13 protein-coding genes are annotated in these 13,025 nt (G+C 61.9%); 2 read left to right on the top strand and 11 right to left on the bottom strand.

What is annotated here, in order from left to right; genetic code table 11:
* Window positions 1-105 precede the first annotated feature (105 nt).
* Window positions 106-1,026 carry a bile acid:sodium symporter family protein gene (locus tag ACWHRL_RS06225; protein ID WP_447895655.1) on the bottom strand — a complete coding sequence of 307 codons (921 nt, stop codon included), beginning with the start codon at window positions 1,024-1,026 and terminating at the stop codon, window positions 106-108.
* 120 nt (window positions 1,027-1,146) lie between these two features.
* Between ACWHRL_RS06225 and ACWHRL_RS06220 the strand changes: the two genes are divergently transcribed.
* Complete coding sequence (locus ACWHRL_RS06220; protein ID WP_447895654.1) at window positions 1,147-1,446, top strand: helix-turn-helix domain-containing protein; 300 nt, start codon at window positions 1,147-1,149, stop codon at window positions 1,444-1,446.
* Here the strand turns inward: ACWHRL_RS06220 and ACWHRL_RS06215 are convergent.
* From ACWHRL_RS06215 to coxB, 4 genes are read right to left on the bottom strand one after another with little or no spacing between them, the layout of a single operon-like run.
* Window positions 1,400-3,685 (bottom strand): heavy metal translocating P-type ATPase, encoded by a 2,286-nt coding sequence (locus ACWHRL_RS06215; RefSeq protein ID WP_447895653.1) that lies wholly within the window; start codon window positions 3,683-3,685, stop codon window positions 1,400-1,402. The two genes, ACWHRL_RS06220 and ACWHRL_RS06215, sit on opposite strands and share 47 nt — an antisense overlap.
* 22 nt (window positions 3,686-3,707) lie before the next feature.
* The gene (locus tag ACWHRL_RS06210) at window positions 3,708-4,064 is read right to left on the bottom strand and encodes a hypothetical protein (RefSeq protein ID WP_447895652.1); all 357 of its coding nucleotides are present in this window, start codon (window positions 4,062-4,064) and stop codon (window positions 3,708-3,710) included.
* A 4-nt stretch (window positions 4,065-4,068) separates the two neighbouring features.
* A complete protein-coding gene (gene ctaD, locus ACWHRL_RS06205) occupies window positions 4,069-6,603 on the bottom strand; it encodes a cytochrome c oxidase subunit I (RefSeq protein WP_447895651.1) in 2,535 nt (844 codons plus the stop codon).
* Complete coding sequence (coxB, locus tag ACWHRL_RS06200) at window positions 6,600-7,667, bottom strand: cytochrome c oxidase subunit II (protein ID WP_447895650.1); 1,068 nt, start codon at window positions 7,665-7,667, stop codon at window positions 6,600-6,602. The genes ctaD and coxB overlap by 4 nt, the downstream gene beginning before the upstream one ends.
* Before the next feature lie 36 nt (window positions 7,668-7,703).
* Between coxB and ACWHRL_RS06195 the strand changes: the two genes are divergently transcribed.
* A complete protein-coding gene (locus ACWHRL_RS06195; RefSeq protein ID WP_447528373.1) occupies window positions 7,704-8,165 on the top strand; it encodes a DUF2231 domain-containing protein in 462 nt (153 codons plus the stop codon).
* A 41-nt stretch (window positions 8,166-8,206) separates the two neighbouring features.
* Here the strand turns inward: ACWHRL_RS06195 and ACWHRL_RS06190 are convergent, their stop codons facing one another.
* From ACWHRL_RS06190 to ACWHRL_RS06165, 6 genes are all read right to left on the bottom strand, one after another.
* On the bottom strand, window positions 8,207-8,632 hold the full coding sequence (locus ACWHRL_RS06190; RefSeq protein ID WP_447895649.1) for a CopD family protein: 426 nt from the start codon (window positions 8,630-8,632) through the stop codon (window positions 8,207-8,209).
* A gap of 208 nt (window positions 8,633-8,840) precedes the next feature.
* Window positions 8,841-9,644 carry a DUF2797 domain-containing protein gene (locus ACWHRL_RS06185; RefSeq protein WP_447896151.1) on the bottom strand — a complete coding sequence of 268 codons (804 nt, stop codon included), beginning with the start codon at window positions 9,642-9,644 and terminating at the stop codon, window positions 8,841-8,843.
* A gap of 46 nt (window positions 9,645-9,690) precedes the next feature.
* On the bottom strand, window positions 9,691-9,975 hold the full coding sequence (locus ACWHRL_RS06180; RefSeq protein WP_447528371.1) for a YeaC family protein: 285 nt from the start codon (window positions 9,973-9,975) through the stop codon (window positions 9,691-9,693).
* A gap of 24 nt (window positions 9,976-9,999) precedes the next feature.
* Complete coding sequence (locus ACWHRL_RS06175) at window positions 10,000-10,851, bottom strand: rhomboid family intramembrane serine protease (protein ID WP_447895648.1); 852 nt, start codon at window positions 10,849-10,851, stop codon at window positions 10,000-10,002.
* Between the two features lie 223 nt (window positions 10,852-11,074).
* Window positions 11,075-12,049, bottom strand: coding sequence for a metallophosphoesterase (locus ACWHRL_RS06170; protein WP_447895646.1), 975 nt, complete (start codon window positions 12,047-12,049; stop codon window positions 11,075-11,077).
* Window positions 12,049-12,978, bottom strand: coding sequence for an NAD(+) kinase (locus ACWHRL_RS06165; protein WP_447528368.1), 930 nt, complete (start codon window positions 12,976-12,978; stop codon window positions 12,049-12,051). Before ACWHRL_RS06165 ends, ACWHRL_RS06170 begins: the two co-directional genes overlap by 1 nt.
* Between the last annotated feature and the right edge of the window lie 47 nt (window positions 12,979-13,025).

Here is a 13,025-nt window from a genome sequence, read left to right as displayed (position 1 = left end):
GCTCGCTCTCTGACTAAGCTTTACCCAGCATGACCGACAACCAATGACAATAAAGTGACCAGCGTCCTTCTGAGTTGATTATTTCACCGTCGTTTAAACAGGTTTTCAGCCCCGCGCCAGTATTTTGGCCGCGATGGGTGAGGTGATCATCTGAATCACCGCAAAGAAGGCAGCGGGAATCGCGACTTCCGAGGGCAAACCGGAGGCCGCCACGAACGCCGCGGCAATGCTGAACTCCTTTTTGCTAACGGTGAACAGGTAAGTGATGATCTCCTTGCGGTCACGCGTGACCAGCCGCGAGGCCATGCCGACCAGGTAGCCCGCAAGGTTCAGACAAAGCGCCGCGCCCGCGATCACGAAAGCGTACGCGCCGTAGCCGATGATGGTCTCGGCGTTGGGCCCGACCACGGCCAGCAGTATCAACAGGTAGACGCTGGAGCCAAGGCCTGCATAGGTGGCGTCGAAACGCGCTAAAAAGCCCGTGAACATCGTGCGCAAGGTGACACCCAACACCGTGGGTAGTAAAACGATCAACACCAGCTCGACGATGATCGCCCCTAGAGGAACCTCTAGCTGAATGCCCGTTAGCCACAAAAACAAAACGGGCACGATGAACGGCGAAAGCGCGGTATTGATGGCGTTAAACACGGCCGCCAACGCCACGTTACCCCGCGCCATGAGCACCAATAACGGCGATGACACATCCGTTGGCAAGGTGCCCAGCAGCATCTGCCCCGCCGCCAAGGGGCCGCTTCCGAAAAATAGCCGCCCGGTCAGCCATCCGACAAGCGACATCGGCCCATAGACGAGCCCTAGCGCCAACAACGGCCGCGAGGGTTTGCGCATCACCTTTCGCACGTCGTGGGCATCGAAGGTCAGGCTGATGATAAACATCAAAAGTGCCAGCAAGACCCCGATAGCGGGTTCGAGTAAAAGCCCGGTTTCGGGCACCATCAGCCCCAGGGCGGCGGCGACCACGACCAACAAAAGAAGCTGATCCTCAACGAAAGATATAATACGGGTCATGCGGTTACGTTCGCTCCCTCGATAGGCTAGCCATGCTCATGGGCTGTATATTCCTGCGCTTTATAGGCATGCTCTGTATATTCACCTTATCTTTTCAGCGACTTCCACTGGCAGACCTTCATGACCGACACGCCCAGCAAGACCCAGCTCAGTTTTTACCGCCGCCTGTATACCGCCCACCTGATCAGCGAAGGCGCGGGCAGCGTGCCCGAACTGATCAGTGCCACCGGCATGCCGCGGCGTACCGCCCAGGACACCATCGCATCCCTGGGCGAGCTGGATATTCGCTGCGTGTTTCACAACCTCGAGGGCGAGCGCCACAATATCGGCCGTTACGTGATCGAGACCTGGGGCCCTATCGATGCGCGCTGGGTTAAGGCGAACGCCGAGCGGCTGGGCCAAGTGCTGGGTTACCTATAGTAGCACCTGACGACGGTGGTGGCGCCTCTTCGGGCTCGGCCCAGGCCAGGCGGGCAGCATTGAGCGTGACGCTTAAAGAGCTTGCCGCCATGGCAAGCACCGCCGCCAACGGCGGTATCGCCATGACCACCACCAGCCCTAGCGCCAGGGTGTTATAAAGCGCCGAGAACGCCAGATTTTGAAGCATCACCCGGCGAGTGCGTTTGGCAATGGCGAGCAGGCGCACCACCCCGCCGATGCCCGGCGTCAAAAGTTGGGCCGCTGCGCCCTCGCGGGCGGCCTCGCTTGCCTGCATGGGCGCAACCCCTACCCCGGCGGCGGCCAGGCTGAGCGTATCGTTAACGCCGTCGCCTACGTAAAGAACCGGTGAGGCGAGCCCGGCCAGTAGCTGGGCTTTCGCCTCCGGCGAGCGCTGGGCGTAGCAAGCGTTCGGGGCGAAGCCGACCTCCTTGCCCAGCCAGCCCACCGCCCCCTGGCGGTCGCCGCTGATCAGCGCGGTCAGATACCCCAGACGATGCAACTCCTCCAGGCTTTCTTTTGCGTCTTCGACCGCCGGGTCGGCCAGATAAAAAGTAGCCAACCAGCCCGAGCGGTCGGCCAGTACGACCTGGGAGGCGAAGGCGTAATCGGAGTGGGCGGCACTGTCCGCCAGCGCCACGCCTTGTTCGCCAAGCCAGGCGGCACTGCCCAGCCGCCAGTGCTCGCCGCTTTCGAACTCGACGGTGCGCCCGGCGCCGGCGGACTCTTCTACACGGGCAATCGCGCTGGTGCCTTGCTCGGTATCCTGAGGCTCGAACCCACTTGCCCAGCGTAAAAGCCCAAGGCTTAACGGGTGCTCGCTTTGGCGCGCGCTCGCGGTCAGCTTTGAGTAAAAATCCTGGGGGAAGGAGGCTTCGCGAAGCGCGAAATGTACCACGCGATGCTTATTGGCCGTGAGCGTGCCGGTTTTATCGAAAGCGACAGCGCGCACTTGAGCCAGCACCTCGAAGGCGGCGGGGTCTCTTATCGCAACCCCGCTTTGCATGGCCTGGCCGCTGCCGGCAAGCGTTGCCAGGGGTACGGCAAGCCCCACCGCACAAGGGCAGGCGACGACCAGCACTGAAAGCGCACGAACCACCGCCTCTTCCCAACCGGCGCCCAGAATAGCCGCCGCTGGCAGGGTCATCAGCGCAAGCAGCAGCGCCGCCGGGCTCAGCCAAGCGGCGAAACGGTCGGCGAGCTTATGAAGCTCGCCCTTTTGGGTTTGTAAAAGCCGCATTTGCTCGCACAAACGATCCACGCGCCGCTCACCGGCGGCGGCGGTAACGCAAAGCGCTATAGTGTGATCTTTAGCGCCACCGGCCAGGTAGCGATAGCCCGCGTACACATGCTGGCCACTGTAAAAGTAGCGCGGCACGCTTTCCCCGGAGAGCGTGGCGGTATCGAACCAGCCAGGCGCCTTTAAAGTGGCGTCCAACAGCAGGGTGTCGCCGCGCGCTAAAAGCAGGGTGTCGCCGGGGCGCGCCTCGTTGAGCGCGAAGGTTTGGGGGCCGCCGTCCCGGTCAAGGGTCACGCCGCCTTCGGGAAGCGCCAGAGCGTCGAAGGCCTTCAGCCCGCGCTGGCGGCAAAGGGTTTCGGCAAGGCGCCCCACCAGCAAAAGCGCGATCAGCATGACGGCGGTATCGAAGTACACCTCGATCGAGCCGCGCCAAAGAAGCCAGCCCGACACGGCCACCGCGCCCAGCACGCCCAGGCTTACCAGTACGTCCATGCCTGGGCGCCTTGCAAGCAGCGTACGAAAGCCGGCGCGGTAGAAAGGGATTCCCGAATAAAACACCACGGGCAGCGCAAAGGCGCCGGAGACCCAGGCCATGACGGTTTCGACCCGCCCCACCGGCACCGCCCCTGCGTAGATCAGGATAGAGGCGAGCATCGTCCACATACCAAATACCGCCGCCACCATCAGGCGAAGGCTTAGGTAGCGGCTCTCTTTTTCGAGACGCTCGGCGGCATCCTGAACCGCCTCGAGTTCGCTTATCCGATAGCCGATGCGCGCGACTTTCGGGGCCAGTGTCGAGAGCGCCGCGGCGCCCGCCTCGCCTTTTACCCACACCGTGGCTGTTGGGTAGTGAACGCTGGCCGCCGAGATACCGGTAGCGCGCTTTAGCACGCCCTCGACGGCCAGCGCACAGCTGGTGCACCACATGCCGTGAAGGCTATAAAGCGCGGTGGTTTCAGCGCCGGGTAGGTCGCGGCTCATGGTATCGATGGCCCAGCAAGGCTTACAAGCAGGGCGGCACGCCGATGATCGGCATGCCGGCAAAGACCACCCCGAACGCAGAAAACAGATAAAGCCCGGCGGAGACCAGCGCGTGAAACCGCGGCCGCCCGGTGTGCTCTTTGCCCACCTGCCAGCCCGCCCAGGTCAGCCATAGCAGGGCAAGTGTGGTTAGCACGCTGAAAAGCCCCAGCCCCAGGTTGAGCCCGGTCATCGCTCCCTGGTCCGGCGCCGGCGGCGCCACGGCGCAGGCAACCGAGAGGCCGCCATACACCGCGACGAACCAGATACTCCAGAGCGTCAAGCCAACCACCAGATGGGCGGGATGGGTCAGGTGAAGTCGTCGAAAAGCGGTTTGCATTCAATTAGCCTCCAATGACCCGGGGCAGCACGCCAAGCGCGCCGACCAGCACCCAGAACGTCACCACGTTGTAGCGCCAAAGCTGCACCACCACCGCGGGCTCGAAGGGCGCGTGACGGCCCACGTAGCCATAGTGGACGCGAAGCCCCTGCATGGCGGACAAGATCATCGCCAGGCCACCGTGGAACAGCGCGTAAACGAGCCCGACCAGCAGTATCGCATCGTGGCTCGTTTCGGTCGGGGCAAGCCCGGCGGTGAACAGGGACCATATGATCAGCCCTACCTGAACCGCGCCCAGCAGCGCGCTGAGATAGAAGCCGCTCATCAAGCCTTTATCGCGCTGGCGGCGAAGCCCGCGAACCAGCTTCTCCATCACCCCGGCCCCCAAAGTGAGCGCCAGCCCGGCCACCACCAGTACCACCAGCGAAAGCGGCGAAACCTCCGGCATGCGCCACTGCGGCGAGACGGTCCATAGATAGAACCAGCCAAACAGATAAGAGAGGAAAAACGAGCCATTGGCGATCGAAAACGTTGCCATGGCCCAAACGCCCGGGCCGCTCATGGTGCGCGAGTGAAGCGGCGGATCGCCTTCGTTGACCTCGGCGTCCGGGGCGGCCTTGGGATGGGCACCGTTCTCCCAGGCCCAGCGCAGCAAAAACACGCTGGCAACGATCACGAACACCGCGGCGAGCGCGTATACCCGCGTTAGCAGGCTGATACACACGACGGCCAGCGCCAACGCGGCGAGAAACGGCCACCAGGAGTTACCGGGCAGGTGAACGATTTCGCGCACCTTGCCGGTAATCGAGTCGCTGCCCCACATTTCGCGGCGCCCGTGAGAGGCGATCGCCAGGCCGTGTTTGCCCTCTGCCATGGTCTGCGGCAGGTTCGGGTTGTCCCAAAGCGGGTGGCGCGTTTCGATGTTGGGCAGACTGACGAAGTTATAGGCGCTGGGTGGCAGGCTGTTGGCCCACTCCAGCGTATCGGCGCCCCAGGGATTGTGCTTGGCGGGCTTGCCGAAACGAAAGTGCAGCGCGATATCGATCAGCACCATGGCGATACCCGCCGACATTACGAAGCTCGCCACAGAAGAAAGCAGGTTGAAGATCTCCCAGCCATTACCCCCTTCGTAGGTATAGATACGCCGCGGCATGCCCAAAAGCCCAGTCCAGTGCATGATCAGGAAGGTGCCGTTGAAGCCCAAGAACGTCAGCCAGAAGCCCCAGCGGCCGATGGTTTCCGACGGCATGCGCCCGGAGAAAAGCGGTAACCAGTAGTAGAACCCGGCCATCAGCGGGAAAAGCATGCCGCCGACCAGTACGTAGTGCATGTGCGCAACCACGAAGTGGGTATCGTGCACCTGCCAGTTGAACGGCACCAGCGCGAGCATCACCCCGGTCAAACCACCGCAGACGAAAATGATCAAAAAGCCCAGCACCCAGAGCATGGGCAGCTTGAATTTGGGTTTACCCAGCCAAAGCGTGGCCAACCAGACGAATACCTGAATCGCGGTGGGCACCGCCACCAGCATACTCGCCGCCGAGAAAAACGCCTGAGCGAGCTGGGGTATTCCCACCGTGAACATGTGGTGAACCCACAAGCCAAAACTAATGAAGCCGGTGACGATGATCGCGAACACCACCCAGCCGTAGCCCACGATCGGCCGGCCGGCAAAGACCGGAATCAGGGTCGAAATAATCCCGGCCGCGGGCAGGAAAATGATGTACACCTCCGGATGGCCGAAAAGCCAGAAAAGGTGTTGCCACAAAAGCGGGTCGCCGCCGCCGGCCACCTCGAAAAACGGCATGCCCACGGCGCGTTCGAGCTCGAGCAGGATACTGCCTAGAATCAGCGGCGGGAAACCGACCACGATCATTAGCGCCATGGCCAGAATGTACCAGGCAAACAAAGGCATCTTGTGAAGCGCCATGCCTTGGGTCCGGGTGCGCAGAATCGAAACGACGATTTCGACACCGGCCGAAAGCGCCGAGATTTCGACGAACGTAATGCCCAGAAGCCAGAAATCCGACCCCAGCCCCGGGGAGTACTCGCTGCTCGAAAGCGGCGTGTACATGAACCAGCCGGCGTCGGGCGCCATTTCGATCACCAGGCTCGAGGCCAGGATGATGCCGCCGAACAGATAGCAAAAATAGCCAAGCGAGGTCAGCCGCGGGCATACCAGGTCCCGGGCGCCGATCATCTTGGGGATCATGTAGATCGCCAGGCCCTCGAGCACGGGAATCGCGAACAGGAACATCATCACCGTGCCGTGCATGGTGGTGACCTGGCTGTAGATATCCGGCGTCATGAAGTTCTGGTCGGGCGTGGCGAGCTGCGTGCGTATCAGCATCGATAAAATGCCGCCGAGCAGGAAAAACGCCATACCCGTGATCATGAAACGCAGACCCAGGGTGGTGTGGTTGACGATGGTGAGCGCCTTGATGCCCCGAGGATTACCCCAAATCTCGTGCAGGTCCTCGTGCAGCGAGCGAGGGTCTTGCGGGTCCTGAGGCGTCGCTTGACGATTAATCGTTGTCATGGGGTTAAAGTCTCCAGCCAGGCACCCAGGTCTTCGAGCGTGTCGTTATCCAGATCGTCGTGTCGCGGCATCTTGTTTCCAGGCTTTAACGTTTGATGATTTCTCAGCCACTGATAGACCGCGCCCTCTTCCATCGCCATGGCGCCGGCGCCGAGCATTGCTCGCCCGCCCAGGTCAGAAAGGTTGGGCCCGATATTGCTCACGCTCATGCCCGCCACCTGATGGCAGCTCGAGCAGAAAGTAGTGAAGTTTTCCCGGGCCTCGGCGAAAGCGGCGTCACTGACAGCAAGCTCGGCCAGTGTTTCTTCCTGGCGCGCCGCAAGCCAGGCCTCGTACTCGTCCCGGGGCAGCGCTTCGACGTGAAGATGCATATGAGCATGGCCCACACCGCAAAGCTCGGCGCACTGCGCGCCGAACACGCCCGGCTCGTCGGCCTCCAGGCGGATACGGTTGACCCGGCCCGGGAGCATATCGATCTTGCCGCCAAGTCTGGGAATCCAGAAGCCGTGGATGACATCCGCGGCGGTCACGTGAAAATCCACCGGCTCGCCGGCGGGCATGACCAATTGATTGGAGGTCACGACCTCGCCGCCCTCGGCGCCGGGGTAGCGCACTTCCCACCACCACTGGTGCCCCACTACTTCGATGACTTCCGGCGGCTCGTCCAGCGGCAGCGGTAAAAGCCGCTTGCCGGTCGGTACGCCAAACATCAAAAGCGCGATGACCGTCACCACCGGCAGGATGATGCCGCCGCCGATGATCCAGCGCCGGCCGATACGCCGCTCCTGGGCCGGGGTGCGGGTCACGTCCCTCGCGGTAAAGGTGTAGAGCCAAAGTGCGGTCACGGCCACCAGCACGACGGTAGCGAACCCGAGCATGACCCACCAGATCAAAAGAATATCCCGCGCCGCCGGGCCCGCAGGATTCAAAATGGAGTGATCCCCGGCGCAGCCCGTCAACAATGATAGTGCTACCAACGCTAGCGTTAACGGGGCCAGGTTGACCCACCGCCGCGATACGCGTTGAATACGTCCTTGGGGCGTCGCGCCGTTACGTTCCCTCATATACTCATTCCCTTTGTCTGCCCACAGGAAGTGTCCATGGCATCCACCCCTCAACGTTCGATAAGAAGCCGCGCCTCGTTAGCCGGGCATCCGCTCCATCCTGTCATGATCCATTTTCCGGTGGCGGCCTTGATGGCGCTGGTCGCCAATGATCTGGCTTACTGGTATACCGGCGATCCTTTCTGGGCGCGTACCGGCCTGTGGCTTGCCGGCGTAGGTGCCTTCGGCGGCTGGATCGCCTCGATTGCCGGTATCATCGACCTGGTGTCGGTAGCGCGTATCCGCCGCCTGATTACCGGCTGGAGCCACGCCATCGTCGCGGTCGTGATGCTGTCGCTTGCCTCGCTAAACTGGCTATTGCGCCTCAACTCCCCGGAAGCCATTCTGCCTTGGGGGCTCGCGGTGTCGCTGGTCACGGGCGGTTTGATTGCGCTTGCCGGCTGGCTCGGCGGGCAACTCGTTTACGAACACGCCGTGGGCGTCGATGTCGAAGAGTAAACCACCGTGTGGCCCTGAATGCAGGCCGCCGCGCAGAAAGGCTAGCCCCACGCCAGGGGCTTGGCCAGCACGAACCCCAGTACGCCCACGATTCCCAACACGCTGAGCAAAAGCCCCGCTAGCGTTGCCATTTTAACGCCGCTGTAAACGCCCATCTCCAGGCGCAGAATCAGCCAGCCAAAGGCGCCGTGGGCGGCGACCATCATGACCACCGCGCCCAGCTTCAAGATCAGCCAGCCGCCCATCAAACCGTGCACTAAAAACAGCAGCGTCCCCGAGCCGATCGCCAAAAGCGCCGCGGGGGTGGCAACGGTGTTATAGAAAAAGCGCGGCATCGGCGGCGTGCCCTGGGCGAACCCGGCATCTTTACGCAGCACCAGTGCCTGGTTGAGAAGCGCCGGAAGATACAAAAGCGAGCCGCACCAAATGACCAGAGCAGCAATATGTAAGAGTTTTAACCAGGGCATCACGGCGTCCTTGCAATGCAAAAAAGCGCTTTTGAATACAAAAGCACGCAAACGATGGAAATGAACCGGGTCCCTCAAAAGGACCAAGCCAGCAAAGCGCTTCACCCTGACGGTGACGTCGCTACCAGCGTTCACGCCCCCCCGCCTCTCAAGGGCCGGTCGGGCACGTGAAGACTCCCCTTACCTTAGCCAACTCGTGGCGGGCTGGCTAGCCTGGCCAGTCAACGCTGACGCGGTAACCCGTGAATTTGCGTAAATTAATTACGCCGGTGTCGAGTATCAGGTACTGGCCTTTAACGCCGTGAAGCACGCCTTCGACCACCGGGGTCTTGTCGAGGTTGTGCGAGGCGATTTTTTGCGGGAAAACGTCGACCGGGTAGTGAATATCCAGCGGGGTTTCGTCGAGGGCCTTGATCGCCTCATCGCCATGTTCCGCGCGTAGCGCGGCCAAGCCCTCTTCGACGGCTTCGAAAAGCCGGTCGCGCTCATGCAAAAGATCGAGCTCGGCGACCTCGCCCTTGAGCATGGCGCGCCAGTTGGTGCGATCCGACACGTGCTCCTTGAAAAGCACTTCCACCAGACCGGACTGCTGGCGGGTGGCGACTTCCAGAATAGGCAACGCCTGAATCGCCCCCTGGTCGATCCAGCGGGTCGGCATGTTGGTCTTGCGGGTGATCCCCACCTTGAGCCCGGAGGAGTTGGCCAGATACACGATATGCGGGGTGAAGCAGTGCGCCTCGCCCCACTCAGGCTCGCGGCAGGTGCCCTGGAAGTAGTGGCAGGTCTCCGGCTTCATGATGCAGGTATCGCACTGCGCCAGGCGCTTGAAGCAGGGATAGCAGTAGCCCTGGGCGAAGCTCTTGTTGGTTTTGCGCCCGCAGTGGGTGCAGTCGATTTGGCCCTGCCAAGTGAGGCGCAAAGGCTTACCGATATACGCGTTGAGCGCTAGATGCTGGCCGCCGGCGCGCAGCTGATATTCCACGCGGTGTTCCGGCGACAGCGTGGCGGCCATTTTGACGAGATTGCCGCCCATACCGGGTACTTCAGTGGCCAGCAGATCAGTCACTCGAAGCGTCCCGGCCAAGGCCCGCCATATCCGGTGAAACGCCGGCGCCGGTCGCCCCGGCCCCGCAAGTGCGCCGCTCCAGATAGCCTACTCGATTTTCTTCCGGCACGTTGTTTTCGATCTCAAAGCGAATCACCGCTTCCAGGCAGAGCTCGGTCTGCTCGGCGGTTAGAAAGCGCCCATCCGGCCATTTACGCAGCGCCACCGCCTGCTTCAGGCTTTCGTAAATGCTCGGGGTCATCTGACCGATCATGCGCTCAAAGCTCATATCACTCATAAAGGGCTCCAGTCTTGGTAAACGTTAACGCATCGATTTGGGGCGTTTGGCGCAATAGTACCAGCCTGTCGCCAGCCCCACGAGTAGCCCGCCCAAGTGTGCTTCATTGGCCACGTTGCCAAAGCCCAAATAGCCGGCAAACGAGGTCATGGTGAACACCATCCAGCCGAGCATGAACACGACCAGCATGTGGGGCACGAAAAAACCGCTTTGCGGGCGTTTGCGCGAGAGTAGCCAGACGTGGCCCAGCAGCGCGTAAACCACGCCGGACATGCCGCCAAAAAGCGCCGTGCCGGTGGCGTACTGGGCCAGGTTCGAGCCGACACCCGCCACTAAAAGCAGCGCCAGCATGGTTTTACTGCCCTGTAAAAGCTCGACCTGGCGGCCGAAGTACCATACCCACATCAAGTTGAAAATCAGATGCATCAAACTGAAGTGCAAAAACACCGGGGTCAAAAGCCGCCACAACTGGCCGGTGGCCAGCGTCTCGCCAAGCCCCGAGGCCACCAGGGCGTTATTGACCACGCCCACGGGCACGATGGTGAGCCCGGCCAGCACCCCATCACCCAAGGTGTTCATCAGTAAAAACACCAGCAGGCTTAGCCCGATGATGAGGGCGGTAACGGGCAGCCGACGCAAAAGGTTCAGCCCCTGGGTGGCCTGGCCACTTTGGGGGCGCGGCCCCACCACCAGGGGTTCGCCCTGCTGCCAGCGGCGCACAAGCGCGGTCAGCTCATCTTTTTGGCGGGGGTCGGCCACCCAAAGCGCCAGGCCGTCGGCCTCTTCGGTGAACCGGTGGCCAATGCGGTAGTGCCAAAGCGCTTTGCGCAGCTCGCTGGTATCGGTGTCAGCGGGTAACAGCATAACAGGGTGCATAACACCTCCCTCGGGGTGAAACGGTCGATTGGGGCTGTCTGCTCTGCGCGGTGCCTTTTATACAGGCATAAAAAAACCGGCGGAGGGGGCCGCCGGCTTAAAGCAAGGGATCATTCAAGGGAACACTTACTCTGATAGCCGGCAGCGGGGTTAGTTCAGCAATTTTTTCAAAAAAAGATGTTTCTCTATGTATCCATGAATAACGTGAATTAAAAAGCGGCGCCTAACGCATTAAAACGGGGCGGTTCTCTTCCCGCTCGACATCCACCCATACGAAGCGGTCAGCGCTTAGTTCCCGCTCGCCATCGAACCGATAGGCCACCAGCCGCCCGTACTTCACGGCACTGTAGTCCAGGCAGGCAATGTTGCGCGCCGGCAGCGCCGGAATGCCCTCGCACCAGTAGTGGCCGATAAACAGCACCGGCTCGTCCGGGCCGTAGTAGCTCAACCCCGCGTGCTCTTGCTCGCTGAGCGGGCGGGTCTCCAGGTGGCCCGGCAGGTTGTCCGGCTGGAACACGACGTCGCCCCACTGTTGGGGGTCGGCCGCCCAGAAGTGGGCGCGAAAATTCTTGCGCGTGAAGCCGTCGCCGGAGTGAATGGCGACCCCCTCGGGCAGAGAAATATTCGGCCCGCGGGTCAGCCGGTCGACGATCTGAAACGCCTCGGTGGAGGGGTCCGCGGACTCCTCGAGCATTCGATCCTCCAGGCAGGCGTTGGGTGAGCGCGCCTTGAGTGCCTCGATCAACGGCGCATCCCAGCAGGCGTGAACCACGCGAAAGCCCTCCATTTCCAGAAACAGCGGCAGGGTCTTGAACCAAGCGAGCGTATCTTCCCATTCATTGGTATGGTCGCGGTATTGCTCCAGGGTATCGGCGATGATGCGGTTGTGGCGCGGCGAGTGCTCTCTGAGCCAGCGCCGGCCGCTGCCTTCCGGCGCCGGTTGAGTGTAGGCCAGGGCGTGATGTTCGTGATTGCCCATCACGATGTACGCCTGGCCCTCGTCGACCATTCGCCGCGCGATCTGCACGGCCAGGCGGATGCGCGGGCCCCGGTCGATCAGGTCGCCCAGAAAGATCACCTTGCGCGTGGGGTGGCAATAAACACCCTCCCGCTTTTTATAGCCAAGCTTTTCGAGCAGCGCGGCCAGCGTAGCGCCGCAGCCGTGTACGTCGCCGATCAAATCAAAACCGTTACTCATCAATCCCCCAGCCGGTGGCTCCAGCCCAGCTTGCTGCGCAGAATATCGTAGTAGTTGTGCCCTAGCGGATGAACCAGCTGGACGCGAGCAGGCTTACGGGTAATCACTAACACGTCGCCGGCCTTGGCTACCGCGCGGGTCTGACCGTCGCAGCTGACGTGCGGGTAGGAGTGGTTGGTTTCGCCGATATGGATACGGATTTCACTGGCCGCGTCGATCACGATCGGCCGGCTGGAAAGCGTATGGGGAAACATGGGCACCAGGGTGATGACATCGAGCTTGGGATGCATGATGGGCCCACCCCCGGAGAGCGCGTAGGCGGTCGAGCCGGTGGGTGTGGCGACGATCAGTCCATCGCTTCGTTGGCTATAGACGAACTGGCCATCGACGAAAAGCTCGAACTCGATCATGCGCACCGCTTTACCCGGGTGCACCACCACCTCGTTGAGCGCATCGCCGTGCCCTACCGCCACGCCGTCGCGATAAAGCACGGCGTCGAGTAAAAAGCGCGGTTCGACCTCGAACTCCCCCGCCAGCACTTCCCCCACTCGGGTTTCCAGTTCATCCGGCGAGATATCGGTCAAAAACCCCAGCCGCCCGCGGTTGACGCCCAGGATAAGCGTGCCGCTTTGGCAAAGCGTACGCGCCGCGCCAAGAAGACTGCCGTCGCCGCCCACCACGATCACCAGATCGCAAAGCTCGCCGAGCATTCGGCGGCTGGTTTCGGGCTGGCCATGATAGGGGATCATGGTCGCGGTGCGGTCTTCGACCAGCACATGATAGTCGTGGCCAGTCAGGTACTCGACCAGCCGGGTGAGCGAGTCGATGACCTTGTCGCTACCCAGCCGACCGATCAAGCCGATCGTTTTGAACGGCCGGTCACTCGCGGTGCTGGGCGTGGCGGACGTAGAGGGTGGCGTAGCGGGCATGGGCGGCTCTCACTGTTGTCAGTCGCCCATTATGAAGCTCCCCTGGC

The sequence above is a fragment of the Vreelandella sp. GE22 genome, from assembly GCF_968212445.1.
The sequence above is the reverse complement of the archived record's forward strand: the minus strand, read 5'-3'. Positions and strand labels throughout refer to the sequence as shown.